The following is a 25,138-nucleotide window of genomic DNA, read 5'->3' as shown; positions in this document are numbered from 1 at the left end:
CGTGGCCTCCCCCGCACTCCCGCCCATCCGTTCCGCGCTTGCCGACGCCGCCGATCCGGCCCGCGCCGGGAGCATGTCGGCGTACATGCGCCACCAGTTCCCCTTCCTCGGGGTGCCGACGCCCGCCCGGCGTGCCGCGTGCCGCGACATTCTCCGCGGTCGCCGGCACGCCCCCGACTGGGAGCTGGTGTCCGGCTGCTGGGCCGAACCGGAGCGGGAGTTCCAGTACGTGGCCTGTGACCACCTGAGGCAGGTGCCCCTGTGCGCCTCCGATCTGCCGCGGCTGCGGGAACTGGTCACCACGAAGTCCTGGTGGGACACCGTGGACGCGCTGGCCAGGCCGGTCGGCCACGCCACCGACGCCGCGACGATGCGGGCGTGGGCCCGGGACGGGAACCTGTGGGTGCGGCGGGTGGCGATTCTCCACCAGTTGGGGCACCGCGGCGGGACCGACACCGCGCTGTTGACGGAGATCATCCTGGCCAACCCCGGCTCGGGCGAGTTCTTCATCGACAAGGCCATCGGCTGGGCGCTGCGTGACTTCGCCCGGCACGACCCGGAGTGGGTGCGCGGGTTCCTCGCGGAGCACGGGGCCGAGCTTTCAGCGCTGAGTCGGCGGGAGGCGGCGAAGCACCTGTAGCAGGAGCACAGTGTTCGAATGCTCCTGAACTAACGAGGTGGCCGCTGTCGAGGGGCCCGGCTAAGCTTTTCCGTCCATGACGAGGAAGCCACCTGACGGAGATCGCAATGAAACCGCACCCGGACATGTCCGATTACGAGCACAAAGCATGGCTCACTCTCCTTGAGGCCATTCTCAAGGAGCCGAAGCCGCAGAAGGAACCGGGCCGGATCAGCAATTACCTGGAGAAGGCGAAATCGACGGTGTCAGAGAGCGCCACCCAGGCCCGGGACAAGATGATGGCTATTCCGAAGGCCGAGGAAACGGTGGAGTCAATCGGTATGGCCGTTGACCGAGCTATGAAAGGACTTCATTCTCTGACGGTTGACTTCGGCCTGAACTCAGTGAACACGCAGAAGGTCGTCACCAAATTCATGAAACACGGCTACGAGACCGAGCGCTTTGAGGATATTCTCCTCCTGGACCTTCGCGCCTGTGATCGGGTTTTAGGGCCCAACAAGCAGCGCTATACCGTTGTCGGGGTCGCCGAAGGTGCCGCCTCGTCGCTGGCGGTGACAGGCCTTACGGTGTCATCCACTGTTTCCGGCGGTGTGACCTTGGGTGCTGCGGTTACCGCGGTAGCGGCCGACGCGATGACGGTACTGGCCGGAATGGGCCGGATCGTCGCAGATGTTGCCGCTCACTACGGCTTCGATGTGAGGGAGCCGGAAGAATCGCTGTTCGCTGCTGGAGTTCTCTCGTACTCAACGGCAAAGGGCGCCTCCGAGAGGGCGGCGGCACTTTCTTCATTGTCGCGACTCACGCAAACGATGATGCGGCGCACGACGATGAAGCAGCTGTCCCAGAACCACCTAGTGCGTGTCATCGAACGGGTATTCAAGATGCTCGGGTTCAAGCTGACGCGCGGAAAGCTCGCACAGGCCGTACCGGTCGCGGGAGCTGTCATCAATGGCGGCATGAACGCCAAGCTCGCGCGGGACACCTTCAACAGCGCACATGAGGCTTACCGTCTCCGATTCCTGACCGAGAAGTATGGTCTGGATGCAGAGGCCTGGCGGCCCGACGCTCGGCCATACGCCGCCGAGAATCCGTCCGAGGTTCCCCTCGTCGACGAGATTCTCGAAGCCGAGTTGGTCAGCGAGGACGTCATCGCTCCCACCGAGTCGAAGTCCTGAGGACGACTTTCTCTCATACCTTGAGGTCTACGTGCTGAAATATCCCGGAGCGCCGCAGCCGAGGACCGCTGTTGTCGCCTATGTGCGGCTACGACAGGACAATGGCGTCTGAGGAGACTCGCAGGAGGAAGGTCGGCCCGGCTCACGCCGGGGACTGAGCTTGTTCTCCACCTCCCTTACCACCTGCCCGCCCCGCAAAGCCGACCGTGGCCTGCAGCGCGAGCGCCGCCACGAGTCCCAGCGCCGGCACCCAGAAGGACCAGCCGACATGCCCCTGGTAGACGGGCAGCAACAGCACCGGCGTGGCCGAGGAGCCGAAGAAACGGAAGGCCTGCACCGTGGAGATCATGGTGGTGCCCTTCGGGGAGCGCAGCACGAGCAGGTTGACGGTGATCTGCACCCCCTGGGCGGCCAGGGTCGCCCCGCCCCAGAGCAGGGCGACGAACCAGACGGACGGCACGACCGGCAGCAGCACGAGCATCACGACCCCGCCGAGGAGGCTCGCGAGCATCACGGTCCGGGCACCCGCCGCGTCGGCCGCGCGTCCGACCGCGCGGACCAGCAGGAACGCACCCAGGCCGCCGCACATGACGACCAGTCCCCGGCCGACCGAGCCCAGTCCGAACGCCTCGCCGACGTGAAGGGCCACGAGGAAGGACATGCCGATCAGGCCGAAACCGATGGCGAAGCAGGTGAGCATGTGGATGATCTCGGCCCAGCTGAAGAACCGCCGGCCCGTGTCGGCCCCGTCGTCGACGGGTTGGGCGGGCAGGTACGGGACCTGCACCACGACGATGAACAGCGCGACGACGGCGACGAGCACGTAGGTCAGCCGCCAGTTCACCACGCTGGCCAGCCCCGAGACCAGCGGCGCGGACAGCAGCCCCAGGGACTGCATCGTCGCGTAGGTGCCCAGGGCGGAGCCGAGTTTCTCCGGTGGGGTGGTCCGCTTGAGGATGATCTGCAGCACCGGCATGGTGAAGGCGTTGGCCGAGCCGGCGAGGGCGAAGGTGATCAGGAACAGCCACCACACCGGGGTGATCGTCAGGATGACCGCCGCACTCAGCACCACGGTGTAGGCCGTCAGCACCACCTTCGTCGGGGAGATCCGGCGGACCAGCCACGTGGAGAACAGCATGAGGGTGGCGAAGGGGAACAGGTAGAACGACATCGTCAGTGCCGCCTGCCCCAGGGTGATGCCGAAGGAGTCGGCGAACTGCGGGAGGATCACCGCGAGTGACTGGCCGGTGAAGGGCCCGAGGAAACCGCCCGCCAGAATGGCGGCCTGTTGTGTCTTCTTCATCCGGGCGCTCAGACGAATGCGGCGCTCAACCGGCCGTACGGGCCGTAGTCCACGTCCACGCTCTCCCCGGCGACGACGGGGGCGGCCGCGCAGAAGCTGCCGGTCAGGACGATCTCCCCGGCCCTGAGAGCCACACCCTGCTCCCCCAGCACGCCGGCCAGCCAGGCCAGGGGTGCGAGCGGATCGCCCATGACGTCCGCGCCCGTGCCGGTCCCGGCCGCCGCACCGCCGACGGACATCCCGGCGGTCACCTCCGTCAGCCGGTCGAGCGGGACATCGATCGCGGACCCCAGGATGACCGCACCGCAGGAGGCGTTGTCGGCGACGGTGTCGACGAGCCGGATGTCCCAGTCGCGGACGCGGGAGTCGATGATCTCGACCGCCGGGTGGACCGTGTCCACGGCCTCGCGGGCGTCGGCCAGCGTGGCACCGGCCCGCAGGTCGGAACCGAGCACGAAGGCCAGCTCCGGTTCGACCCGCGGTGCGATGAACCGGCCGACAGGGACCTCCGAACCGGCGGCGAAGACGAGGTCGTCGGTGACAAAGCCGAAGTCGGGGTTGTCGACGCCCAGCTGGCGCTGCATCGCCGGGGACGTCAGGCCGATCTTGCGGCCGACGACCCGCCGGCCGGCGCCGGTGACGGCCTCCTCCTGCAGGCGCTGGATGCGGTAGGCGTCGTCGAGGTCGAGATCCCCGATGAGTGCGCGCGGGGGCGCCACCGGTTCCCGGGTGTCGTAGGCCTGCAGCAGGGCCTCCGCGACCTCCGCGAGCTGCTGTTGTCTCGCCATCTGTGGAACGCTCCCCCTCACGCCTCGTTGGGCCGGTCCGCTGTCGGCGGCTCGTCGGATTTCAGCCGGTCGCCGACGGCGAAGTGGTTGTCCGGCACCTGGTTGACCATGACGCGCACCGACGACAGCGGGGCGCCCAGCTCCCGGGAGGCGGTGCGGGCGACCTCGCGGATGAAGTTCTCGACGACCGCGTCGTCGCGGCCCTCGACGAGGGTGACCTGGATGATCGGCATGTTCTCTTCTCCTATCCGGCGGTGACGGTCAGCTCGCCGAGGGTACGGAAACGGGCGGTGTAGGTGGAGCCGGGCTCGAGGAACACGGCGTCGGTCAGCGCCCCCGCCAGCACCACGGCCCGCGCCGGGACAGCCTGGCCACGGCCGCCGGCCGCGTTGACGGCCTCGGCCACTGCCACGAAGGGGTCGCCCTGGATGGCGGCGCCGGTGGCGGTGGCGACGACCTCGCCGTTGACCAGCAGCTCGAGCGGCTCGTCGATCAGGTCAACGTCCTCCGGTGCCACGGCGGTCGCACCGACGAGGAAGCCGGCGGCCGAGGCGTTGTCTGCGACGACGTCCGGCAGGGCGAAGGAGAAGTCGCGGTAGCGGGAGTCGATGACCTCGAATCCGGCGCGCACCTCGGCCGTGGCGGCGATGACGTCCGCGCGGGTGCAGCCCGGTCCGACGAGCTCCTCGCGCAGGATCAGGACGATCTCGGGTTCAATGCGCGGGTGGATGTAGTCGGCCACCACGACCGGCTCGGCGGCATCACACTGGTGGGCGGCGGTGAGCCAACCCGTGATGGGCGCGTCGACGCCCATCCGCTCCTGTTTGGCGCGCGAGGTCAGACCCAGCTTGAAGCCGACGAGCCGCTCGCCGTCAGCCAGGCGGGCGTCGATGAGCGCCTGCTGTACCTCGTAGGCGGTGGCCTCGTCGAGCCCGGGCCACTCGTCGGTCAGCCTGCCGCGGTCGGTGCGGGAGGCTTCGGCGGTGGTCAGCGCCGCCACCGCGGTGGAGATGTCAGTCACGGTCATGGGAGTCAGCCTACCGCCGGAACAGATTCCGCGGGCGTGGTGTTGATTCGGATATGGCACCGACCATCTACACGCCACTGGACATCTACCTGGACACCGAGGGCGTGGGCCAGGGTGTGTTCACCATGGTCTTCACCTTCAGCTTCTCCACCAACACCCCGCCGCGGTCCCTGCTGCTCTCCCGCGGCCCGGAGGACCCGGCCGGGGCGGTGTGGATTCAGCCCGACGAGGAGGAACACGGCTTCCTCGGCCGCGACGTCGCCTGGTCCGTCGACGGGCTCCTGCTCACGATCGCCCTGTCCGGCACCGACCGGTTCTACTGGGACGACTCACAGTCGATGACCATCGAGCTCATGGAGACCCGCGCTCACGGCGTGACCAGCTGCCTGGGATCGATCTTCGAGCGTGAGGCGGTCGACCCGGAGACGGTCCGCGGGCTTTTGGACCCCGACCAGGGCGCGTGATATTCTGGCGCAGTCTCGGCGAGGGCCCACAGGCCGTTATCGACGCGATGATGAATCACAAGCTTCTTCCCGGTTCAGTCCGGGAAATCTGCACGAGCCTGCGATGACTCGACGAGGACATTTCCTTGCACCTGAGTCGGTCGCAGGCTTCCGTCGTTTCAGCGGCGGGGATGCGGCCGTGACCCACCGATCTTCAGGAGAACCACATGGCCACGTACCCCACCCTGCCCGCCACCCTGCGCACCGAGTTCGGCAAGGGCTCCGCCCGCCGTCTGCGCCGCGACTGGAAGATCCCCGGCGTCATCTACGGCGCCGGCCACGACAACATCCACTTCGCGATCGACATGCTCGAGCTGACCGCCATCGTCCGTAACCAGGGCATCAACGCCGTCGTCGAGCTCGAGATCGACGGCGAGAAGCACCTCACCATGATCAAGCACGTCGACCAGAACGTGCTGACCTTCGACATCGACCACATCGACCTGCTGACCATCAAGCGCGGCGAGCGCGTCGAGGTCGAGGTCCCGGTCGTCGCCGAGGGCACCCCGTTCGCCGACGGCCTGCTCATCCAGGAGGTCGACACCATCCTCGTCGAGGCCGACGTCCTCGAGATCCCCGAGGAGATCACCGTCGACATCGAGGGCAAGGAGGCCGGCACCCAGATCACCGCCGGCGACATCAAGCTGCCGGAGGGTATCACCCTGGCCGACGACGCCGAGCTGCTCGTCCTCAACATCACCGTCCCGGAGACCGTTCCGGAGCCGGAGGCCGAGGGCGAGGAGGGCGACGCCGCCGCCGAGGGCGAGACCCCGGCCGAGCAGTAGTCTCCCCCCACGCAGCGTCGCCCGTCGACGCCGCACAGGCCCCCGTCCCACGCTCACCGCACCGTGGGACGGGGGTTTTCCCGTGGTGTGGGAGACTGGTCGGCGTGACCGACTCCCCCATTCTCATCGTGGGCCTGGGCAACCCCGGCCCGAAGTACGCCGACACCCGCCACAACATCGGTGTACGGGTGCTCGAGGAACTCGCCGACCGGGTGCGCCCCATGCCGGCGAGTCTCACCGTGCACAAGCGCTCCAACACCGAGATCGCCGAGCTGCCCGCCGGGCGACTCGGAGCCCGGAAGGTGGTGTTGGCGCGCACCCGCAGCTTCATGAACCTCTCGGGCGGACCCGTCAAGGCGCTGGCGACCTACTTCGCGGTCGCCCCGGCCGATGTCATCGTCATCCACGACGAGCTCGAGCTGGACTTCGGGGTCGTGCGGCTGCGCACCGGCGGCGGCGATCACGGACACAACGGCCTGAAGTCGGTCACGAAGTCCCTGGGGACGAAGGACTACCAGCGATTGGCCATCGGCATCGGACGCCCGCCCGGGCGCATGGACCCGGCGGGCTTCGTGCTCAAGCCCTTCACCCGGACCGAGCAGTCCGAGCTGCCCTTCATCTGCTCCGACGCCGCCGACGAGATCGAACGCGGTCTCTGAGCGCGGGCCGGCGCGGCGTCTTCCGTTGTCTTCGGTGGAGCCGGGGGCTACACGGTGACCTGCTCGTACTCCCTGCTGTCACGCAGGCGCGCGATCTTGTGGAGGTTGTACTCCCATTCCTTCAGCTCCGCCGGCATCTCGCCCTTGGACGGATCCTTCAGGTACTCGCGGCGGTCGGCGTCGTAGTCCCACAGCCAGTCGGCGTACTTGAACCAGCCGGTGGCCTCGGCCTGTCGGAAGGTCTCGTTGCGGATCAGACGGGAAAGGCCGTCGACGTGCCACAGCTCGCCCCAGAACCGGCCGACGGTCTGGATGCGGGCGCAGCGCGGGGCGCGCTCGGCGGAGACCTCCTCGAGCACGTCACGCCAGTTCTTCCCGCCCTCGACGGCGGCCTGGGAGGCGAACAGAGCCAGGCACTCGGCGTCCTCCATGGCCATGACGGCACCGGAGGCCAGGTACTGCAGCGGCGGGTGGGCGGCGTCGCCGAGGACGATGATGTGGTCGCTGACCACGTAGTTCATCAGCGGCTCGCGGTCGGCCATCTGCCACCAGGTGTTCAGCCACATATCGCCCAGCCGGCCCTGGATGAACTCATTGGTGTGGCCGAAGGCGTTCTTGAACTCCTCGTTGTTGCCCCAGTCCTCCGGGACCTCGGTGCCCTCGGTCAGTGCCTCGAGGTAGCGCGGCGACTGGAAGACGGCGACCTGGTTGAGCAGCTCGCCGCCGCGCAGCGGGTACTGGATGAAGTGGCAGCGCGGGCCGATGTAGCCGACGACGTCCTTCAGATCCTTCATGTCCGGGTCCTCCGGCAGCTCGGAGGTGCCGCGGTAGGCGACGTAGGCGGACGGGACCGGCTCATCATCGACGAGCAGCTTGCGGAAGACGGAGTGGGTGCCGTCGAAGCCGATGAGCAGGTCCGCCCCGACGTCCTCCCGGGTCCCGTCCGCGCGGTGCTCGATGTGGACGACGACGCCGTCCTCCCTGTCATCCGCGCCGAGCACCTGCACGCCGTTGAGCAGCGTGGCGCCGGCCTCGGTGGCGGCCTCGACGAGGATGGACAGCAGGTCGGAACGGTGGATGACCAGGTAGCGGCCGCCGTAGTGCCGCTGGAACTCCTCGCCGAAGTCCATCGTGAGAATCGGCTCGGCGGTGATGGCGTCGCGGAACTGCATCCGCTCCGGCAGGTAGCCGGCGTCGATGACCTTGTCCTTCAGCCCCCACTTCTCCAGCATCCGCACGCCGTGCGGGCCGATCTGCAGGCCCGCGCCGACCTCCTTGAACTCCGGGGCGCGCTCGTAGAGGGTGACGTCGGCCCCGCGCAGCGACAGCGCCAGGGCCCCGGCGGCACCGCCGATTCCGCCGCCGGAGATGATGATGGACTTGCCCTTCAGCTCATCGGACTTGGGGAGAGTGGTCTGAGACATGATGCGGATATTCCTTTCAGGGGAGGGGGATCCGCGGGCGTGCCCGCGGGAATCCGGGTCTAGCGGGGGTCGGCCGCGGTGGTGACGACCGTGGCGTTCGGGGAGGGGTTGCGCTTCTGGATCCCGAAGAGGATCGTCAGCGCCAGGGCGGACAGCAGCGCCGAGACCGCGAACAGCAGATAGTTCGAGTTCACGCCCAGCCCCCAGCCCAGCAGCAGGCCGGCCAGCTGCGGGGCGGCGACCGCACCGATGCGGCCGACGCCCAGCGCCCAGCCGAGTGCGGTGCCTCGCAGGTTGTGCGGGTAGAACTCGGCCACGGCCGCAATGATGAGGATCTGGGTGCCGTGGGTGCCCACGCCGGCGAGGATCAGGATCAGGTAGACGCCCGCGATCGGGGGACTCGCCAGCAGGAAGAGCAAGGCGATGCCCGCCACACCCGCGGCGACCGCGCCGGACCGGACGGGGCCGAAGCGGCCACCGGCCCAGGCGGTGACCACCGAACCCAGGATGGCACCGAGGTTCAGCGCCAGGGTGAAGTTCAGTGCCGCACCGAAATCGTAGCCGTCCTCCTGCATCAGCTTCGGCAACCAGGTGCCCAGGCCGTACCAGGCGAGCAGGGTGACGAAGGTGGCGAGCGCGAACCAGACGGTCACGGCCCGGTAGCGGGGGCCCAGCAACGCACCGAAGCCCGGCTGATCCTCCGGATCCACGCCCTCCCGGGCCGCATGGTCGGCCTGGATGGCACGGTCGGAGGGGATGACCTTCATCGCGATCGGCAGGCCGACGACCAGCGGCACCAGCGCGATGAGGAACATGAAACGCCAGCCCCAGGTCTCGTGCGAGGGCACGATGAACTGGGCCAGGACGGCGGCGATGGAACCGCCGAGCGGCACACCGGACATCATGACGGTGGCCCAGGCGGACATCTTCCGGCGCGGCACCAGGTCGGAGGTCATGGCGTTGACCGACGGCACGAGACCGCCGAGGCCGATACCGGCGAGCAGACGGAACGCACCGAACATCCACGGGTTGGGGGCGAAGGCGCACAGCAGCGTGAACACGGAGAGCACGAGCACGGAGCCGATGACCGCGAACTTGCGGCCCATCCGGTCGGACAGCCGACCGACCCAGACGGCACCGATGACCATGCCCAGGAAGGCGGTGGAGCCGACGGTGCCGGCCTGGCCGGCGCTGAGGTTCCACTCCTCCATAAGCTCGGCCTGGACCGTTCCGTAGACGATGAGGTCGTAGCCGTCGAAGACCACGAAGAACCAGCCGATGAGAACGGCCGCCAGTCGGCGGCCGCTGATACCGAGGATCGTCGGTCCCCGGCCGCCGGTACCGGGCGGGGCACCCGAGCCCGCGGAGGCCGCGGCCCCATCCCGGGAAGCGCTTGTCATAGGAGTCATAGGAACATGATCAGGGTGATGAGGATTACAATCAAAATTATTCCACATAGCGGAAGGTAGTATTATGAAGTCCCTTGGCCCCACGCACGGAGCACCCCCGCGCGAGTTCCTGCAGTCGGTCGACCTCTCCCTGACGCTGATTCTGCTGCTGCGGGATTCCGGCTCCCTCACCATTTCGGGGGCCGCCGAACAGCTCGGCGTCAGCCCGTCGACCATCCACCGGTCCATGGCGATGCTCGTCTACCGCGGCTTCGCCACCCGCAGCGAGTCGCGCACCTATCTGCCCGGCCCGGCACTCAGTTCCTCGAGTCTCCAACCGGGCACCGGCAGCGAGCTGATCGCGGCCTGCAGCCCCCACATGGCGGCGATCTCAGCCGCGACACAGGAGACCTGCCACCTGATTGTCCCGGTGGGCAACAAGTGCCACTTCCTGTACTCCGTGGAGGGCACTCTGCCGGTGCGGGTGGGCATCCGGCGGGGCCAGGTCATGCCCGCGGAAAAGAACGCCGGTGGCCTGGCCATGCTGGCCGAACGTTCCGTGACCGAGCTGCGCGGCCTCTACCCCGCACTTCCCGACGCCGAGTTCGACGCCCTACGCCGCAAACTGCACCGCACCCGCACGCGCGGTTTCTCACTCAACAACGGGCTGTTCGAGCATGACGTCTCCGCCGTGGGCACCTGTCTGCGCAACGATCTCGGCGACGTTCTGGGGGCCGTGACCGTCGCGGTCCCGACGAACCGGTTCCGCGCCGTGCACCGCCGCTGCGCCGAGGTCCTGCTCAAGCACGCCCGGGATCTGAACCGGCAACTCGAGGAGTCGAGAATGGTCATTCCGCTACCCGAGGGGTGACCGACCCTACCCCCGCGCTGTCTTTCCGTATAGCGGAATCGCTTTGAGTCACATGCCTCGGCACCTTATGTTCGAGACCACAAGATCCTTGGTGCGCCCACCCTCCCACCGATGCCCACCGGCAGCCGCCGACGCCCGGTGTCCCGGGACGTGGCCCCGCACCCTGACATCAGCAGGAGGTTCACCCGCCATGAGCAGTGACGACTACTCCAAGAAGCATCAGGAGTTCGTGGCTCCCGAGCCCACGCCCGAGGAGCAGGCCGAGCTCGACGCCATGTACGCCAAGATGGACGAGCTCCACATGAAGCCGCTGTGGAGGCAGATCGGCGGGCTCATGCCCAACGAGCCCGAACCGCGGGCCATCGCCCACAAGTGGGACTGGTCCGAGCTGATCAAACTCGCCCGCCGCTCCGGTGACCTCGTCCCCGTCGGCCGTGGCGGCGAGCGCCGCGCCATCGGCCTGGCCAACCCGGGCCTCGGTGGCCCCACCTACATCGCCCCGACCCTGTGGGCCGCCATCCAGTACCTCGGCCCCGGTGAGAACGCCCCCGAGCACCGCCACTCCCAGAACGCCTTCCGCTTCGTCATCGAGGGCGAGGGCGTGTGGACCGTCGTCAACGGCGACGCCGTCCCGATGCGCCGCGGCGATTTCCTGCTCACCCCGGGCTGGAACTTCCACGGCCACCACAACATCGCCACCGAGCCGATGGCCTGGCTCGACGGCCTGGACATCCCGTTCGCCCACCAGATGGACACCGGCTTCTTCGAGTACGGCACCGAGAAGCTGACCGATGAGTCCACCCCCGAGCACTCCCGCTCCGAGCGCCTGTGGGCCCACCCGGGCCTGCGTCCGGTGTCGTTCCCGGGCGCCAGCTCATCGTCCCCGATCGGTCGCTACGCCTGGGAACACACCGACGCCGCCCTCAAGGACCAGCTGGCCCTCGAGGACGCCGGTTTCCCGGGCGTGGTGTCCCCGGGACACGCCGCCATCCGGTTCACCAACCCCACGACCGGCGGCGATGTCATGTCCACCATCCGTGCCGAGTTCCACCGCCTGCGTCCGGCTGCCGCCACCACTCCTGTCCAGGAGGTCGGCAACCGCGTGTTCCAGGTCTTCGAGGGCACGGCTACCATCAGGATCGGCGAGGAGTCCTTCGAGCTGAAGCACGGTGACGTGGTCAACGTCCCGTCGTGGAAGCTCTGGACCATCGAGGCCGGTTCCGACGGCGTCGACCTCTTCTGCTTCTCCGATCACCCGATCTTCGAGAAGCTGGATCTCGCCCGTACCTTTACTCCGGAAGGAATCTAAACACTATGCGTCTTGCCACCATCCGCTCCGCTCAGGGCACCTACGCGGCCCGCGTCGAATCCGACACCACTGTGGTGAAGATCGACGGTTACGCCAACGTCGGTGACCTGCTGCAGACCGAGAACTGGCGCGAGGTCGCCGAGTCCGCCTCCGGCGAAGAGGTCTCCTTCTCCGAGACCGACCTCGAGGCCGTCGTCCCGGCCCCGAAGAAGATCGTGTGTGTGGGCCTGAACTACGCCAACCACATCAAGGAGATGGGTCGCGACCTGCCGACCCACCCCACCCTGTTCGTCAAGTACCCGGATGCCCTGACCGGCCCGTTCGACGACGTCCTCGTCCCGGACTACGCCAACTCCGAGCTGGACTGGGAGGGTGAGCTGGCCGTGGTCATCGGCAAGCGCGCCCGCCGCGTCAAGGCCGCCGACGCCAAGGACCACATCGCCGGCTACGCCGTGATGAACGACTACACCATGCGTGACTACCAGTACCGCACCCTGCAGTGGCACCAGGGCAAGTCCTTCGAGAAGTCCGCCGGCTTCGGCCCGTGGCTGACCACCACCGACTCCTTCGAGTTTGGCGGCGAGCTGGCCACCTACCTTGAGGGCGAGAAGATGCAGACGACCCCGACCGACGACCTGGTCTTCGGTCCGGAGGCCCTGATCGAGTACATCTCCCACATCTACCCGCTGGACGCCGGCGACGTCATCGTCACCGGCACCCCGGGCGGCGTCGGCCACGCCCGCAACCCGAAGCGCTACATCGGTGACGGCGAGACCGTCAAGATTGAGATCGAGGGCCTGGGCCACGTCGCCAACAAGACGGTGTTCGAGTAATGGCGGAAAGCTTCCACGATCTGCCCCTGGCCGAACGTCTGCAGCTCACCCGCCGCGGCACCGCCCACTACTCCGGCCAGCTCGCGCTCCTGGAGAACTCCGAGTTCTCCGGACCGACCGCGCTGGAGGGCTGGACTCGCGCCCACCTGATCGCCCACGTCGGCTACAACGCCGCCGCGATCTGCAACCTCATGGACTGGGCGACCACCGGCATCGAGAACCCGATGTACCCCTCCCCGGACGCCCGGGGCAAGGAGATCGAGTACGGTGCCACGCTCATCCCGGATGCGCTGCGCAACCTGCACGACCACACCGTCGCGCGTCTCGACGTCGCGTGGCGCGACGCCCCCGCCGCCGCGTGGGAGGCCGAGGTGCTCACCGCGCAGGGCCGCACCGTCCCGGCGTCCGAGACGCTGTGGATGCGCTCCCGCGAGGTCTGGATCCACGCTGTCGATCTCGGCGTCAAGGCCGGGTTCAGCGACATCCCGAAGGTCATCCTCGAGACGCTGCTGCCCGAGGTCGTCGGGAAGTGGCGGAAGGCCGGCACGGGCGAGGGCATCATCCTCGTCAATGACGCCACCGGTGAGCGCACCGAGGTCGCCGGCGAGCCGGCCACCGAGATCCACGGTGACCTGGCCGGCCTGGTTCGCTGGGCCACCGGCCGCGGCACCAACGGCGTGACCGTCGCCGACGGCGGTAAGGTCCCCACCCCGCCGCGTTGGCTGTAGTTCATGTGGTGAACACACCTTAACGGAAACGGCCGGACCCGTCCTTCCTGGACTGGTCCGGCCGTTTCGCCTGTCACCAGCGGCGCGCCAGCTTCAGCTCCGCGCCGAAGTCGACGTCCTCCCGTTCGAAGGCACCCGCTCTCTCCAGCCGCTTGAACACGACCGGGCAGCTCTTGCAGCGCGGGTTGGAGCGGCAGCACTTGGACTTGATCTTCCACTTGCCCGGGTCACGGAGCTTCGCCTGCTTGGCCGCCTTCTTGGCGAGCTTTTTGTCGGCCTTGGTCTTCCCGGAGGTCACCGGGGACTTCTTGACGGCCTTCTTCTCCGCCTTGGCCCTGGCCTTTTTGCCGGCCTTACCCTTGGCCTTCTTTTTCTCGGCCAAGTTTTTCTTTCCCATGACCCGAGTTTAATCGCCCGCCCGCAGGGCACAAGCCCTTTTTCGGCCGATGGCTGGAGTCATGTCGACAATCCCCGGGCCGCCGGTTTCGCGCGGCCTGCGGTGGGGCGCACCACGTCGGTGTTGCAGTCACCGCGAGAACGCAAGGATCCCGTTGCAGTGCGGCGCTATTCCTGCACGGCGCGCCGCACCAGGTCCGCGTACACGTCCGGACTGTCGGAGTCCACCACGAGGAATCCGGCTCCGGGCGAGCCGACCTGGTGCATCTTGATCCCGGGGTTGTGCATGCTGCTGCCGTCCGGCAGGAAGAAGTGCGGGCTTCCCTGCACACTGTCGCGGCAGGCCCTGTACGTGCTCATCATTGATCCGCGCGCACGCCCGGTGTCGAGGGCGTCCCGGAGCTGCTCCACATCCACCCGGTCGCAGCCGGCCGCGATGTCGAGAATCTCATGCCGCATACTGATGCAGCGGCTGTCGCGCCAGAATGCCATGCGCAGCGCCATGTCGAGCTGTTCGGCAGCCCGTGCGGACTGCTCTTTGGCGGCGTGGACCGCCTCGTTGGCAGGCAGGCTCGTCACCGGGTACTCCGACGGATCGCGCTGCCACGGTTTGAAGTCAAGCTCCTCAGCCAGCGCACCGATGACCGGCTTTTCCCCTTCGATGATCTTGGTGTTGAGGGCCATCTGGTTGACGTCCTCGAGCAGGAACAACTGTGGGTCCAGAGTCAGCTGATCGTCGAGTCCGGCAGCCGCCCGGGCCTCGTAGAAGCGATGGAAGGCGAGGGTCGACCAGCCGCACATGACATCGGTGAAGACGACGACGGTACCGGGGGCTACATGAGGTTGTGTCATATCCCCAGTGTTCCAGCCTTCGGCCCCGACGTCACGGGTTGTGCCCACAGTGAGCACATCGACAGAACCGGCGAAGTCCTCTCACCGGTGGTCGAGTCGGCAAAAGGGACTCTTCGGGGTGTGGCGTGGGTTACCCGGGTCCGGTCCGCCGCCGATCAGCGGCGGGTGTGGCCGGTGGTTGCCGCGGTTTCGGAAGCCGCGGGCGATGCGGCGGTGGAGTTCGACCTCAACGTCCCCCGGAACTCGCCCGCGCACCATGGCCCCGCAGTCCAAAAAGCCGGACGCCGGAGCCGAACCACTTCCGGTTCAACTCCGGCGTCCTTTCCGGAACCGGACAGCGGACTACAGCTGGGCCGGCTCGAGGCGGCGCGGAAGCACCTGCGGGCGGGTGCCGGCGACCTCCTCGACGATGCGGATGACCTGGTTGGAGTAGCCGAACTCATTGTCGTACCAGACGTAGAGCACCAGGTGGTTACCGGTGGCGATGGTGGCCAGACCGTCGACGATGCCGGCGTGGGTGGAACCGACGAAGTCGGTGGAGACGACCTCCGGGGAGTTGATGTAGTCGATCTGCTGACGCAGGTTGGAGTGCAGGGTGACCTTGCGCAGGAAGTTGTTGACCTCCTCGCGGTCGACCTCCTTCTCCAGGGTCAGGTTCAGCACGGCCATGGACACGTCCGGGGTGGGCACCCGGATGGCGTTGCCGGTGAGCTTGCCCTCGAACTCCGGCAGGGCCTTGGCCACGGCCTTGGCGGCACCGGTCTCGGTGAGCACCATGTTCAGCCCGGCGGCACGACCGCGGCGGTCGCCCTTGTGGTAGTTGTCGATCAGGTTCTGGTCGTTGGTGAAGGAGTGGACGGTCTCCACGTGGCCGTGCTGGACGCCGTAGCGGTCGTTGACGACCTTGAGCACCGGGGTGATGCCGTTGGTGGTGCAGGACGCGGCGGACAGGACCTGGTCGTCGGCGGTGATGTCGCCGTGGTTGATGCCGTAGACGATGTTCTTCACGTCGCCCTTGCCCGGTGCGGTCAGCACGACGCGGGCGACCCCCTTGGACTGCAGGTGCCGGGACAGCCCCTCGCGGTCGCGCCACCTGCCGGTGTTGTCGACGACGATGGCGTCGTCGATGCCGTAGGAGGTGTAGTCGATCGCGGCCGGGTCGTCGGAGTAGATGACCTGGATGCGGGTGCCGTTGGCCCAGATGACGTTGTTCTCCTCGTCGACGGTGATGGTGCCGTCGAAGGCGCCGTGGACGGAGTCGCGGCGCAGCAGGGAGGCGCGCTTGACCAGGTCGCCCTCGCCCTTGGAGCGGACGACCACGGCGCGCAGGCGCACGCCGCCGTAGGTGGCCTCGCGGGCGATGAGGATACGCGCCAGCAGGCGGCCGATGCGGCCGAAGCCGTAGAGTACGACGTCGGTGTGCTTGAGCTCGGAGGAGCCGCCGAGAATCTCGGCGAGTTCGGCCTCGAGGTAGGCACGCAGGTCGGTCTCACCGGAGCGGGCGAAACCGGCGGCCAGACTGCCGACGTCGATGGAGGCGGTGCCGAGGTTGAGGTTCACCAGTTCGCGGAGCACCGGCAGGGTCTGGTCGAGCGGCAGCTCGTGATCCGTGACGCGGCGGGCGTAGCGGTGCGACTTGATGATGTCGATGTCCGTGGCGCCGACCAGCAGGCGCCCGAAGATCGACGTGACGACGTCGTGGTTGCGGTGGAGCTGGCTGATCAGGGGCAGCATTTCCTGGGCGAGTGCGATCTTCTCGTCCCAGTTGTTCTGGTCTGCCTGCGCGTTCGCGGTCACTGAGAGTGTCCCTCCGTGGATGTCGAGGTGGATTACCGGCGGCCCCGCATTTGGGGGCCACTCCCCACACTCTAGTCGGCGCCCCTGCCCGACTCTCATCCGGTGTCGTGCGCGCAGGGGTGGCTACGCCGCAGGCCAGAGGCCCGCGAGGATCTCTGCGGTGCTGCCGCCCGTGAGCTTCTCGACGTCCGTGCCCACCAGGCAGTAGGCGTAGCGTTCGTCACCGGTGGCGCGCAGCGGCGCCAGCAGCGGGGCCAGGTAGGGGTAGACGGGGCCGATTCCGGGGTGGTCGCGGGTGAAACCGGTGGCCAGGCCGCGGGCCACCCGCCCGGAGAAGGCACGGCCGGCCACCGTCCGGCCGCCGCGGACGAGCAGTTCCCGGTTGGCGGCTGAGGTGCCCGCCTCGTCGGCGAGCAGGAAAGCGCTGCCGCAGGACACGGCCCTGACGCCGGGCAGTTCGAGGGCGGCGCGGACGTCGCCGGCGGTACGCAGGCCCCCGGCGGCGACGAGCGGGACGGTGACCCCGGCGGACACGACGGCGTCGACCAGCCCGGCCAGGGGCCGCTCGTCGGGGATCTCCTCCACGCCCCAGGTGGAGCGGTGCCCACCGGCGGCCGGCCCCTGGACGACGAGCGCATCGGCGCCGCGGCGCTGCGCCTCGAGGGCGTCCGCGGGGGTGGTGACGGTGATCCAGGCCTCGACACCCACCTCGTGGAGACGCCCGATCTCCCCGGCGGTCAGCGGGCCGAAGGTCGAGCTGAGGACCGCGGGGCCGTGGCCGTCCCGGGCGGCGGCGAGCACGGCGTCGAGCTTGGCGTCGAAACCGTTCGAGTAGTCGACCTCCGGCACCTCCGGCACCTCAAGCCCGCGGGAGGTGAACTCCCCGGCCAGTTCCCCGACGAGCTTCCGGACATGCTCCAGCGAGTCGAACGGTTGCTGGGCGGTGAAGAGGTTGACACCGTAGCGCAGGCCCTCCGCGCCGGCCTCGCGCAGCTGTCCGACCAGCGTGTCGACGGGCGCGGCGCCCGTCGCGAGGAAACCCAGGGATCCGGCGCGGGCGGCGGCGGTGACCAGCGCCGGAGACGACGGCCCGCCGGCCATCGGGGCGACGAGAACGGGGACGTCAAGGGCTGAGAGGATGCTCATGCCGCCACGGTATATGAGACACTGGGCCGATGTTTTCGCTGAAACTGTTCTCCCGCCTGTTCGGCATGCGCCCGTCCGAGCCCGACACGGCCACCCTGGATCCTGGGCTGCTGGCGGCCGACTGGTTGATCGTCGGCCTGGGTAATCCGGGGGCGAGGTACGCGGCCACGCGGCACAACGTCGGGTACATGGCCGTCGACGACCTGCTCGCCGAGACAGGGGACGTGCTCGTGCCGGTGCGCGGGCTGCCGGTCTCGGCCGCGACGGTCGAGTTCGGGGGCACGACCGCGCTGGTGCTGCGCTCGTCGACGTTCATGAACGTCTCCGGCGAGGCCGTGGCTCCCCTGGCGCAGCGCCTGGGCGTGCCCGCCGAGCGGATTGTGGTGGTCCACGACGAGCTGGATCTGCCCGCGGGCAAGGTGCGCGTCAAGATCGGCGGCAACGAGAACGGCCACAACGGGCTGAAGTCCGTCTCCGAGCTGCTGGGCACCCGCGACTACGTGCGCGTGCGCATCGGCATCTCCCGCCCGCCGAAGGGCGTGGCCGTGCCCGACCACGTGCTCGGCCCGGTGGACCCCGGGGCGGATCTCGACGCCGCGATCGCCACCGCCGCCGAGGCCGCCCGCCTGGTGGCCACGCGGGGAGTCACGGCGGCGCAGAACGCCATCCACTCCCGCTGAAAATGAGACTTCCTTCATGCCCCCTTCATCTTCGACTCATAGGCGCTGAACGGCGCGTTTTCCGGTGACCGAGAGAATTTCCGGCTCTTGAGCAGGTTGCGGGAGGGTGTTTTACTCGGCGTGCGCCAGCGGATGACCGGGCGCACACCCACCCGTTCCCCTCACCCTCAGGAGCCCTCCATGGATATCGCAGCCATCATCGCCTCCATCATGGCGATGGTTTCGTCGCTTCTCGGCGGCGTCGACCTCCCCGCCCAGTCCTCCGTCCCCGCCCCGATCGTCCACGACTGGGACGATGACTGGGACGACTGGGATGATGATTGGGATGACGATGACTGGGACGACGACTGGGACGACTGATCCCGGCCGACTTCCCGCACCCGGACCGAAGGCCCCGCACCGGTGCGATCGTCACCGGTGCGGGGCCTTCGGTCGGGTGCCCGCGGGGACTACTTGTTGAGCTGGACCACGAGCTGCTCGAGATCGCCCAGGACGCGGTCAATCTCCTCGGCGCGGCGCTCGTTCGGGGCGAAGCCGTTCTCGCCGGCGTCCGCGAAGATGGACAGCTCCACCTGGTTGCGGACGGCGGGCATCTGGAAGTTGGTGACGACCAGGCGCCACTGCTCGACGGCGCGGATACCGCCGGTCGCGCCGTAGCCGACGAAAGCGACCGGCTTACCGGCCCACTCGGAGGCGATGGAGTCGTAGGCGTTCTTGAACGGGCCCGGCACGCCGCGGTTGTACTCCGGGGTCACGAAGACGAAGCCGTCGCAGGAGTCGACGGCCCGGGACCAGGCGGTGACGTTCTCGTCGTCGTACCGCTTGTCGGCCATGCCCGGGATGGTGGCCGAGGTCGCCAGGGGGATGTTGAAGGACCGGAGATCCAGGAGCTCGTAGGAGATCCCCTCTGTGGCGCGGGTCTCGGCGGCCTCCTTGACCCAGGTGCCCACGGCCTCGCCGAAGCGGCCGTCGCGGATGCTGCCGACGATGATGCCGATCTTCATGTGTTGCTTACCTCCACTTTGTTGATGCGTACGCAAAGGAGCCTACCCCCTGCTCCCCCACCGGCGGCAACCGCCCCGGACAACTGACCGGCACTATGCTGGCCGCCACACCCGCCCCTCCCATGAAGGAGACCGCCGTGTCCACCATCGTCATCACCGGTGCCTCGGACGGCATCGGCGCCGCCGCAGCCGAGCAGATCCACACCGCGCTACCCGACGCCCGACTGGTGCTCGTCGGCCGGGATCCGGACAAGACCCGGGCCGTCGCCGGCCCCCTCGGTGCGGAGCACCACACCGCCGACTTCACCCGTCTCGACGAGGTGCGCGACCTGGCGAGCGCACTCGACAGCTCGTGTGAGCGTATCGACGTCCTGGCCAACAACGCCGGCGGCTCCTTCCGGGGCCCGATCCGCACCGGGGACGGCTTCGAGCAGACCTGGCAGGTCAATCACCTGGCCCCCTACCTGCTGACCAACCTGCTCATCGACAAACTGCTGGTCTCCCGGGCGTCGGTGGTGGCCACCTCCTCGGCGGCGTCGTGGGCTTTCTCCCGCCTCAACCCGGATGACCCGAACTCCTTCCACGACTTCAACCCCAACCGCGCCTACGCGAACGCCAAATTGGCCAACGTCCTGTTCACGAGGGCCCTGCACGACCGCTACCACCCCGCGGGTCTGAACACGGTCGCCTTCCACCCCGGGCTGATCGCCACGAACTTCGCCTCAAACACCTCCAGCATGCTCCGGTTCGTCTACCAGACCCCGGCCGCCCGGCTGATCACGCAGGCCGACCGGGGAGGAGCGAACCTCGCCCACTTCATCACCGGGGTACCGGGCATCCACTGGGAGTCCGGCCGCTACTACAACAAGCGCCGCCGCCCGGGCCACGAGCGCCCGCAGGCGAAGGACCGGGACCTGATCAACCGGATCTTCGACGACTCCGCCGCCGCACTCGGGGTGAGCTGGCCGTGAGCGCGTGGGAGTACGACCCGAAGGCGAACGCCGCGTATCTGCACCTGTCCCCCGACCGCGACACCCCCGCGGTCCGGCAGGTGAACGCGGTCGGGGACGAGATCATCCTGGACTTCTCGGCCGAGGGCCGGATCATCGGCGTCGAGGTGCTCAGAGCGTCGGAACTGCTCGATCCGCGGCTGCTCGAGGGATAGTCCGCTCCGGTTCGGGATCACGCTTCCCAGGGACTACTCTTGAACAACTATGAACACCCCCGTCGTCACCGAGGCCTCCCGCCGCCGCACCTTCGCCGTCATCGCCCACCCCGACGCCGGTAAGTCCACCCTGACCGAGGCGTTGGCGCTGCACGCGCACGTGATCACCGAGGCGGGCGCCACCCACGGCAAGGCCGGCCGCAAGGCGACGGTCTCCGACTGGATGGACATGGAGAAGGACCGCGGCATCTCGATCGCCTCCTCGGCACTGCAGTTCGAGTACGCCCCGGAGGGCCACGAGGGCGAGCCCTACATGATCAACCTCGTCGACACCCCGGGTCACGCCGACTTCTCGGAGGACACCTACCGCGTGCTCACCGCCGTCGACGCCGCCGTGATGCTCATCGACGCCGCGAAGGGCCTCGAGCCGCAGACCCTCAAGCTCTTCCGCGTGTGCAAGGCCCGCGGCCTGCCGATCATCACCGTGATCAACAAGTGGGACCGCATGGGCCGCGAGCCGCTGGAACTGGTCGACGAGATCGTCAGCGAGATCGGACTGCAGCCGACCCCGCTGTTCTGGCCGGTCGGCGAGGCCGGCGACTTCCGTGGCCTGGCGCGCGTCAATGACGACGGCGAGGCCGAGGAGTACATCCACTTCATCCGCACCGCCGGTGGCTCCACCATCGCCCCGGAGGAGCACTACTCCCCCGACGAGGCGCTGGCGAAGGAGGACGGCGCGTGGGAGACCGCCGCCGAGGAGGCCGAGCTGCTCGCCGCCGACGGCGCGCTCCACGACCAGGAGCTGTTCGAGCAGTGCGAGACCTCCCCGCTGATCTTCGCCTCCGCGATGCTCAACTTCGGCGTCCACCAGATCCTGGACACCCTGTGCACCCTGGCCCCGGCCCCGCGCGAGCGCCACAGCGCCCCGGCGGCCGTCGCGGCGTCGACCAGCGCCATGGACGAGGTCCGCGAGGTCGGCGACGACTTCGCCGGCGTGGTGTTCAAGGTGCAGGCCGGCATGGACCGCAACCACCGCGACACCCTGGCGTTCATGCGCGTGGTCTCCGGCGAGTTCCACCGCGGCATGCAGGTCACCCACGCGCAGTCGGGGCGCAGCTTCTCCACCAAGTACGCGCTGACGGTCTTCGGGCGCACCCGCGCGACCGTCGAGGCGGCCTACCCCGGCGACATCGTCGGCCTGGTCAACGCCGGCGCGCTCGCCCCGGGCGACACCATCTACTCCGGCCGCAAGGTCCAGTTCCCGCCGATGCCGCAGTTCGCCCCCGAGCACTTCCGCACCCTGCGGGCGAAGTCGCTGGGCAAGTACAAGCAGTTCCGCAAGGCGCTCGAGCAGCTGGACTCCGAGGGCGTGGTGCAGATCCTGCGTAACGACGCCCGCGGCGACGCGAACCCGGTCATGGCCGCCGTCGGCCCGATGCAGTTCGAGGTCATGCAGGCGCGCATGGAGGTCGAGTACAACGTCGAGACCGTGGCCGAGCCGGTCCCCTACACCGTGGCCCGGCGCACCGACGCCGAGTCCGCGCCGGAGCTGGGACGTCAGCGTGGCGTCGAGATCTTCACCCGCACGGACGGCGAGCTCATCGCCCTGTTCGGCGACAAGTGGAAGCTGGCGTTCATCGAGCGCGAGCACCCCGAGTTCACCCTCGAGACGCTGGTGGCGGACTAGCCGCCCCACTTCGGGTACCGAAAAGCCCGCCGCACCAGGAGCCTGGTGCGGCGGGCTCTGTCGTGGGCGGTCGCCGACTGCCTACAGCAGGGTTCCGACGCCGAAGAGCGTCAGCGCGACCGCCACCACGTAACCGGCCAGCTTGACCATCAGTTCCCGGCGCTCGCGCATCGCGTCGAAGGCCCGGCCGAAGGGGCTGTAGGGGTAGTTGCGCACCATGCCGACGAACACCGCCGAGAGCGCCGGCAGGCTGAGTGCCAGGCTGGCGTAGACGATCAGCCCGACGTACCGGATCGCCACGCCGTAGTCCCCGGCGGACAGGAAGGCCAGGCCGGTGAAGAAGGGAATCGAGGTCGCCGACTGGACCAGACCGAGCACCAGGCCGATGCCGACGGTCTTCGACGAGGGTGTCTGCAACGGGCCGAGCAGACGCCGCACCAGGGCGGAGTCCCCGTCCCCGGAACCGCGCAGGGTCAGCAGGAGCGTAACCACGCCGGTGAGGATGAGCAGGATGCCGAAGACCGGGGATTCGAGCGCCTGCTGCACCAGGTCCCCGAGCCCGTCGAAGACGAGCATGGTGACCAGCGACAGGAGGAGCACACCCAGCCAGTCACCGACGATGAGCAGGACGGCGATGCGTCGGTAGGGGCCGGTGCGGGGCAACATCACGCCGAGCGCGACGATGACGCCGATGAGCAACGCGTTGAGCGAGTCCATCAGCGCGAAGGACACGGCGTGGAGCACCGGGAATCGCCCCTTTCGGGAAGGTTGTGGCGGACGAACGGATTATTCGCCCCGATGACTTTACGCAGAACGGGGTCCGGGGACATAGTCGCAGGTGGTGGCCGAACTCCGCCCCGTCGCCGGGGGTGATGCCCCTGTCCCCCGCGGTTAACGTGGACGGTGGGGACTTCCCGATTTGTGCGGTTCCACAGAAAGGCGTTCCACCATGCGTGATTCCTCCGGGCGTGACGACTCCCGACGTGAAGACTTTCGGCGCGAAAAGGCTCGACGCGGCGAAGACGAGCGATCCCCCTTCCGGGATGACGATGACTGGGACGATGGTGAGTGGTACGACGATGAGGTTCGCGTGGACCACCGGCGGGAGGCCCCCGAGGCCCGTGCCGCGCGGCTGGCCGCGTTGGAGGAGATCATCGGCAAGTTGCGCGCCGAGGGCGAGATCAGGGTGCCGTGGCGCGGTGGCGGGCAGGAGGAGGACGGGATCCACTCACTCGCCTACCCGGACATCAACTCGGTGGCCTATCAGGCCATGCCCGTCGTCCATGACCACGGGATGGTCGTCTTCTCCTGGCCCCAATGGCGCGAGGGCCGGCGGATCTACGAGGGGCTCACCCCGAAGAATATCGGCGAGCTGGACCTGATCACCACCCTGAAGCTGCTCAGCGCACTGGCCCGTTCCGAGCGGTTCGGAGACGGCACCTGGGCGGAGGTCTTCGAGTCGGGACGCGGTCTCCTGCTGTTCGAACACTGGCTCAATCTGGAGCGTGAGGGGGCACAGCGCCCGATCACCCTCGAGCCGACGGAGCTATGACGCGTTCACCGCGGGGCCACCTCTCTGTTTCCCCGTCATTGAAGTGTCACCATGTGTTCACTATTGGGGACCCCAGAGGGGAGCGGAAAGCTCCCTCCGGCGACTAGGGTTGAAGGCTGGACGATATCGACGTCCGCTACATGTCCCCCTTCTGGATAGGAGTAACAGTGAAGGTTGCAATTCTCGGCGGTGACGGTTTCTGTGGCTGGCCGGCCGCGCTGCACCTATCGGACCAGGGACACGACGTCGTGATCGTGGACAACCTGTCCCGCCGCGCCATCGACGCGGAGCTCGGGGCCCAGTCGCTGACCCCGATCCGCTCCATCGATGAACGTATCGCGGCCTGGAAGGAGGTGTCGGGCCGCCAGCTCGGTTTCGAGAACATCGACATCGCGCGGGACTACGAGGTCCTGCTCGACTTCCTGATCCGCGAGGCACCCGACGCCGTCATCCACTTCGCCGAGCAGCGCGCCGCGCCGTACTCGATGAAGTCCTCCTGGCACAAGCGCTACACGGTCGACAACAACACCAACGCCACCAACAACCTGCTGGCGGCGATCGTGGAGTCCGGCCGGGACATCCACCTGGTCCACCTCGGCACGATGGGCGTGTACGGCTACGGCACCGCCGGCATGAAGATTCCGGAGGGCTACCTCGACGTCGAGGTCACCGCGGACGAGGACGAGCACGGCAACCCCACCGAGCCGCACCGCATCAGCCAGGAGATCCTCTACCCCTCCAACCCGGGGTCGATCTACCACATGACCAAGGTGCTCGACCAGCACCTGTTCGCCTTCTACGCGAAGAACGACTCCCTGCGCATCACCGACCTGCACCAGGGCATCATCTGGGGCACGCACACGGACCAGACCATCCGGGACGAGCGGCTGATCAACCGCTTCGACTACGACGGCGACTACGGCACGGTGCTCAACCGCTTCCTCATGCAGGCCGCGGTCGGCCACCCCCTGACCGTGCACGGCACCGGTGGCCAGACGCGTGCCTTCATCCACCTGCGCGACATGGTCCGCTGCATCCAGATCGCCCTGGAGAACCCGCCGAGCTCCGGTGACCGGGTGAAGATCTTCAACCAGATGACCGAGACCCACCGGGTGCGCGACCTCGCCCGGCTCATCGCGGAGATCTCCGGGGCGACCGTCGAGATGGTCCCGAACCCGCGCAAGGAGTCCGCGGAGAACGAGCTGCACGTGGTCAACGAGACCTTCCTCAAGCTCGGCCTGAAGCCGACCACCCTGTCCGAGGGCCTGCTCCAGGAGGTGGAGGAGACCGCCCGGCGGTACGCCGACCGCGCCGACCTGTCGAAGATCCCGGCCCGGTCCCTGTGGACCGAGCAGCAGCACGCCGGCGAGCCGGCGACGCCCGCCGACGAGCCGGCCGTCGTCGGTTAAACCGAGTCCTCCTCCCT

General features: G+C 68.2%; 28 protein-coding genes. 16 read left to right on the top strand and 12 right to left on the bottom strand.

From position 1 onward, the window contains the following. Position 1 precedes the first annotated feature (1 nt). Both A605_RS04830 and A605_RS04825 read left to right on the top strand, forming a co-directional pair. On the top strand, positions 2-640 hold the full coding sequence (locus tag A605_RS04830) for a DNA alkylation repair protein (RefSeq protein WP_211208986.1): 639 nt from the start codon (positions 2-4) through the stop codon (positions 638-640). 125 nt (positions 641-765) lie between these two features. Beyond that, positions 766-1,815, top strand: coding sequence for an EcsC family protein (locus A605_RS04825; protein ID WP_034990677.1), 1,050 nt, complete (start codon positions 766-768; stop codon positions 1,813-1,815). 142 nt (positions 1,816-1,957) lie between these two features. Here A605_RS04825 and A605_RS04820 read toward each other — a convergent pair whose 3' ends face one another. The 4 genes from A605_RS04820 to A605_RS04805 are packed head-to-tail and all read right to left on the bottom strand — an operon-like array spanning position 1,958 to position 4,933. After that, a complete protein-coding gene (locus tag A605_RS04820; protein ID WP_015400381.1) occupies positions 1,958-3,118 on the bottom strand; it encodes an MFS transporter in 1,161 nt (386 codons plus the stop codon). A gap of 8 nt (positions 3,119-3,126) precedes the next feature. Then, the gene (locus A605_RS04815) at positions 3,127-3,906 is read right to left on the bottom strand and encodes a 2-keto-4-pentenoate hydratase (protein WP_015400380.1); all 780 of its coding nucleotides are present in this window, start codon (positions 3,904-3,906) and stop codon (positions 3,127-3,129) included. A 17-nt stretch (positions 3,907-3,923) separates the two neighbouring features. Next, positions 3,924-4,139, bottom strand: coding sequence for a tautomerase family protein (locus A605_RS04810; RefSeq protein ID WP_015400379.1), 216 nt, complete (start codon positions 4,137-4,139; stop codon positions 3,924-3,926). Between the two features lie 11 nt (positions 4,140-4,150). Further along, entirely contained in the window at positions 4,151-4,933 is a 783-nt protein-coding gene (locus A605_RS04805; RefSeq protein ID WP_015400378.1) for a 2-keto-4-pentenoate hydratase, read from the bottom strand. 53 nt (positions 4,934-4,986) lie between these two features. Here A605_RS04805 and A605_RS04800 point away from each other — a divergent pair, with 53 nt between their 5' ends. From A605_RS04800 to pth (A605_RS04790), 3 genes are all read left to right on the top strand, one after another. Next, entirely contained in the window at positions 4,987-5,397 is a 411-nt protein-coding gene (locus A605_RS04800) for a hypothetical protein (protein WP_015400377.1), read from the top strand. 206 nt (positions 5,398-5,603) lie between these two features. Further along, positions 5,604-6,221 (top strand): 50S ribosomal protein L25/general stress protein Ctc, encoded by a 618-nt coding sequence (locus tag A605_RS04795; protein ID WP_015400376.1) that lies wholly within the window; start codon positions 5,604-5,606, stop codon positions 6,219-6,221. A 104-nt stretch (positions 6,222-6,325) separates the two neighbouring features. Next, on the top strand, positions 6,326-6,880 hold the full coding sequence (gene pth / locus A605_RS04790) for an aminoacyl-tRNA hydrolase (protein ID WP_015400375.1): 555 nt from the start codon (positions 6,326-6,328) through the stop codon (positions 6,878-6,880). A gap of 47 nt (positions 6,881-6,927) precedes the next feature. Here pth (A605_RS04790) and A605_RS04785 read toward each other — a convergent pair whose 3' ends face one another. Together A605_RS04785 and A605_RS04780 are read right to left on the bottom strand one after the other, a co-directional pair. Beyond that, on the bottom strand, positions 6,928-8,304 hold the full coding sequence (locus A605_RS04785) for an FAD-dependent monooxygenase (RefSeq protein WP_015400374.1): 1,377 nt from the start codon (positions 8,302-8,304) through the stop codon (positions 6,928-6,930). A gap of 59 nt (positions 8,305-8,363) precedes the next feature. Next, positions 8,364-9,704, bottom strand: a complete 1,341-nt coding sequence (locus tag A605_RS04780; RefSeq protein WP_015400373.1) for an MFS transporter — start codon at positions 9,702-9,704, stop codon at positions 8,364-8,366. Between the two features lie 73 nt (positions 9,705-9,777). Between A605_RS04780 and A605_RS04775 the strand changes: the two genes are divergently transcribed. The 4 genes from A605_RS04775 (at position 9,778) to A605_RS04760 (ending at position 13,433) form a co-directional block, all read left to right on the top strand. Continuing rightward, on the top strand, positions 9,778-10,563 hold the full coding sequence (locus A605_RS04775; protein WP_015400372.1) for an IclR family transcriptional regulator: 786 nt from the start codon (positions 9,778-9,780) through the stop codon (positions 10,561-10,563). A gap of 190 nt (positions 10,564-10,753) precedes the next feature. Next, the gene (locus tag A605_RS04770; RefSeq protein ID WP_015400371.1) at positions 10,754-11,872 is read left to right on the top strand and encodes a cupin domain-containing protein; all 1,119 of its coding nucleotides are present in this window, start codon (positions 10,754-10,756) and stop codon (positions 11,870-11,872) included. A gap of 5 nt (positions 11,873-11,877) precedes the next feature. Beyond that, positions 11,878-12,705 carry a fumarylacetoacetate hydrolase family protein gene (locus A605_RS04765; RefSeq protein ID WP_015400370.1) on the top strand — a complete coding sequence of 276 codons (828 nt, stop codon included), beginning with the start codon at positions 11,878-11,880 and terminating at the stop codon, positions 12,703-12,705. After that, positions 12,705-13,433: a maleylpyruvate isomerase family mycothiol-dependent enzyme gene (locus tag A605_RS04760; protein ID WP_015400369.1), complete on the top strand. Its 729-nt coding sequence runs from the start codon at positions 12,705-12,707 to the stop codon at positions 13,431-13,433. The genes A605_RS04765 and A605_RS04760 overlap by 1 nt, the downstream gene beginning before the upstream one ends. A gap of 73 nt (positions 13,434-13,506) precedes the next feature. Here the strand turns inward: A605_RS04760 and A605_RS15580 are convergent, their stop codons facing one another. The 4 genes from A605_RS15580 to A605_RS04740 all read right to left on the bottom strand — a co-directional run bounded on the left by A605_RS15580 (position 13,507) and on the right by A605_RS04740 (position 17,624). Further along, the gene (locus tag A605_RS15580) at positions 13,507-13,830 is read right to left on the bottom strand and encodes a hypothetical protein (RefSeq protein ID WP_149029382.1); all 324 of its coding nucleotides are present in this window, start codon (positions 13,828-13,830) and stop codon (positions 13,507-13,509) included. A 167-nt stretch (positions 13,831-13,997) separates the two neighbouring features. Then, complete coding sequence (locus A605_RS04750; protein ID WP_027004312.1) at positions 13,998-14,681, bottom strand: DsbA family oxidoreductase; 684 nt, start codon at positions 14,679-14,681, stop codon at positions 13,998-14,000. 342 nt (positions 14,682-15,023) lie between these two features. Continuing rightward, the gene (locus A605_RS04745) at positions 15,024-16,478 is read right to left on the bottom strand and encodes a glyceraldehyde-3-phosphate dehydrogenase (protein ID WP_015400366.1); all 1,455 of its coding nucleotides are present in this window, start codon (positions 16,476-16,478) and stop codon (positions 15,024-15,026) included. Between the two features lie 123 nt (positions 16,479-16,601). Next, positions 16,602-17,624 (bottom strand): nitronate monooxygenase, encoded by a 1,023-nt coding sequence (locus A605_RS04740; RefSeq protein ID WP_015400365.1) that lies wholly within the window; start codon positions 17,622-17,624, stop codon positions 16,602-16,604. A gap of 65 nt (positions 17,625-17,689) precedes the next feature. Here A605_RS04740 and pth (A605_RS04735) point away from each other — a divergent pair, with 65 nt between their 5' ends. Continuing rightward, the gene (gene pth, locus A605_RS04735) at positions 17,690-18,304 is read left to right on the top strand and encodes an aminoacyl-tRNA hydrolase (protein WP_244429022.1); all 615 of its coding nucleotides are present in this window, start codon (positions 17,690-17,692) and stop codon (positions 18,302-18,304) included. Between the two features lie 180 nt (positions 18,305-18,484). Beyond that, positions 18,485-18,664, top strand: coding sequence for a hypothetical protein (locus A605_RS15575; RefSeq protein ID WP_015400363.1), 180 nt, complete (start codon positions 18,485-18,487; stop codon positions 18,662-18,664). An 89-nt stretch (positions 18,665-18,753) separates the two neighbouring features. Here A605_RS15575 and A605_RS04725 read toward each other — a convergent pair whose 3' ends face one another. Further along, the gene (locus A605_RS04725) at positions 18,754-19,308 is read right to left on the bottom strand and encodes an NADPH-dependent FMN reductase (protein ID WP_015400362.1); all 555 of its coding nucleotides are present in this window, start codon (positions 19,306-19,308) and stop codon (positions 18,754-18,756) included. 137 nt (positions 19,309-19,445) lie between these two features. Here A605_RS04725 and A605_RS04720 point away from each other — a divergent pair, with 137 nt between their 5' ends. The 3 genes from A605_RS04720 to A605_RS04710 are packed head-to-tail and all read left to right on the top strand — an operon-like array spanning position 19,446 to position 22,160. Continuing rightward, entirely contained in the window at positions 19,446-20,279 is an 834-nt protein-coding gene (locus tag A605_RS04720; RefSeq protein WP_244429007.1) for an SDR family NAD(P)-dependent oxidoreductase, read from the top strand. Beyond that, complete coding sequence (locus A605_RS04715; RefSeq protein WP_015400360.1) at positions 20,276-20,473, top strand: DUF2283 domain-containing protein; 198 nt, start codon at positions 20,276-20,278, stop codon at positions 20,471-20,473. Before A605_RS04720 ends, A605_RS04715 begins: the two co-directional genes overlap by 4 nt. A gap of 49 nt (positions 20,474-20,522) precedes the next feature. After that, the gene (locus A605_RS04710; protein ID WP_015400359.1) at positions 20,523-22,160 is read left to right on the top strand and encodes a peptide chain release factor 3; all 1,638 of its coding nucleotides are present in this window, start codon (positions 20,523-20,525) and stop codon (positions 22,158-22,160) included. A gap of 81 nt (positions 22,161-22,241) precedes the next feature. Here A605_RS04710 and A605_RS04705 read toward each other — a convergent pair whose 3' ends face one another. Continuing rightward, positions 22,242-22,904: a hypothetical protein gene (locus A605_RS04705; RefSeq protein ID WP_015400358.1), complete on the bottom strand. Its 663-nt coding sequence runs from the start codon at positions 22,902-22,904 to the stop codon at positions 22,242-22,244. Between the two features lie 205 nt (positions 22,905-23,109). Here A605_RS04705 and A605_RS04700 point away from each other — a divergent pair, with 205 nt between their 5' ends. Together A605_RS04700 and A605_RS04695 are read left to right on the top strand one after the other, a co-directional pair. Further along, entirely contained in the window at positions 23,110-23,712 is a 603-nt protein-coding gene (locus tag A605_RS04700) for a DUF6508 domain-containing protein (protein WP_015400357.1), read from the top strand. A 167-nt stretch (positions 23,713-23,879) separates the two neighbouring features. Further along, on the top strand, positions 23,880-25,121 hold the full coding sequence (locus A605_RS04695; protein WP_015400356.1) for an NAD-dependent epimerase/dehydratase family protein: 1,242 nt from the start codon (positions 23,880-23,882) through the stop codon (positions 25,119-25,121). The last annotated feature ends 17 nt before the right edge of the window (positions 25,122-25,138 follow it).

Origin of the sequence: Corynebacterium halotolerans YIM 70093 = DSM 44683 (assembly GCF_000341345.1) — a bacterium.
Classification (GTDB): domain Bacteria; phylum Actinomycetota; class Actinomycetes; order Mycobacteriales; family Mycobacteriaceae; genus Corynebacterium; species Corynebacterium halotolerans.
The sequence above is the reverse complement of the archived record's forward strand: the minus strand, read 5'-3'. Positions and strand labels throughout refer to the sequence as shown.

What these genes read in the sequence shown, in the direction of transcription:
- A605_RS04825 (WP_034990677.1), top strand. Translation starts at nt 766, where the DNA reads ATGTCCGATTACGAGCACAAAGCATGGCTCACTCTCCTTGAGGCCATT.
- A605_RS04820 (WP_015400381.1), bottom strand. Translation starts at nt 3,118, where the DNA reads ATGAAGAAGACACAACAGGCCGCCATTCTGGCGGGCGGTTTCCTCGGG.
- A605_RS04815 (WP_015400380.1), bottom strand. Translation starts at nt 3,906, where the DNA reads ATGGCGAGACAACAGCAGCTCGCGGAGGTCGCGGAGGCCCTGCTGCAG.
- A605_RS04810 (WP_015400379.1), bottom strand. Translation starts at nt 4,139, where the DNA reads ATGCCGATCATCCAGGTCACCCTCGTCGAGGGCCGCGACGACGCGGTC.
- A605_RS04805 (WP_015400378.1), bottom strand. Translation starts at nt 4,933, where the DNA reads ATGACCGTGACTGACATCTCCACCGCGGTGGCGGCGCTGACCACCGCC.
- A605_RS04800 (WP_015400377.1), top strand. Translation starts at nt 4,987, where the DNA reads ATGGCACCGACCATCTACACGCCACTGGACATCTACCTGGACACCGAG.
- A605_RS04795 (WP_015400376.1), top strand. Translation starts at nt 5,604, where the DNA reads ATGGCCACGTACCCCACCCTGCCCGCCACCCTGCGCACCGAGTTCGGC.
- A605_RS04785 (WP_015400374.1), bottom strand. Translation starts at nt 8,304, where the DNA reads ATGTCTCAGACCACTCTCCCCAAGTCCGATGAGCTGAAGGGCAAGTCC.
- A605_RS04780 (WP_015400373.1), bottom strand. Translation starts at nt 9,704, where the DNA reads ATGACAAGCGCTTCCCGGGATGGGGCCGCGGCCTCCGCGGGCTCGGGT.
- A605_RS04775 (WP_015400372.1), top strand. Translation starts at nt 9,778, where the DNA reads ATGAAGTCCCTTGGCCCCACGCACGGAGCACCCCCGCGCGAGTTCCTG.
- A605_RS04770 (WP_015400371.1), top strand. Translation starts at nt 10,754, where the DNA reads ATGAGCAGTGACGACTACTCCAAGAAGCATCAGGAGTTCGTGGCTCCC.
- A605_RS04765 (WP_015400370.1), top strand. Translation starts at nt 11,878, where the DNA reads ATGCGTCTTGCCACCATCCGCTCCGCTCAGGGCACCTACGCGGCCCGC.
- A605_RS04760 (WP_015400369.1), top strand. Translation starts at nt 12,705, where the DNA reads ATGGCGGAAAGCTTCCACGATCTGCCCCTGGCCGAACGTCTGCAGCTC.
- A605_RS15580 (WP_149029382.1), bottom strand. Translation starts at nt 13,830, where the DNA reads ATGGGAAAGAAAAACTTGGCCGAGAAAAAGAAGGCCAAGGGTAAGGCC.
- A605_RS04750 (WP_027004312.1), bottom strand. Translation starts at nt 14,681, where the DNA reads ATGACACAACCTCATGTAGCCCCCGGTACCGTCGTCGTCTTCACCGAT.
- A605_RS04740 (WP_015400365.1), bottom strand. Translation starts at nt 17,624, where the DNA reads ATGAGCATCCTCTCAGCCCTTGACGTCCCCGTTCTCGTCGCCCCGATG.
- pth (WP_244429022.1), top strand. Translation starts at nt 17,690, where the DNA reads ATGCGCCCGTCCGAGCCCGACACGGCCACCCTGGATCCTGGGCTGCTG.
- A605_RS15575 (WP_015400363.1), top strand. Translation starts at nt 18,485, where the DNA reads ATGGATATCGCAGCCATCATCGCCTCCATCATGGCGATGGTTTCGTCG.
- A605_RS04725 (WP_015400362.1), bottom strand. Translation starts at nt 19,308, where the DNA reads ATGAAGATCGGCATCATCGTCGGCAGCATCCGCGACGGCCGCTTCGGC.
- A605_RS04710 (WP_015400359.1), top strand. Translation starts at nt 20,523, where the DNA reads ATGAACACCCCCGTCGTCACCGAGGCCTCCCGCCGCCGCACCTTCGCC.
- A605_RS04700 (WP_015400357.1), top strand. Translation starts at nt 23,110, where the DNA reads ATGCGTGATTCCTCCGGGCGTGACGACTCCCGACGTGAAGACTTTCGG.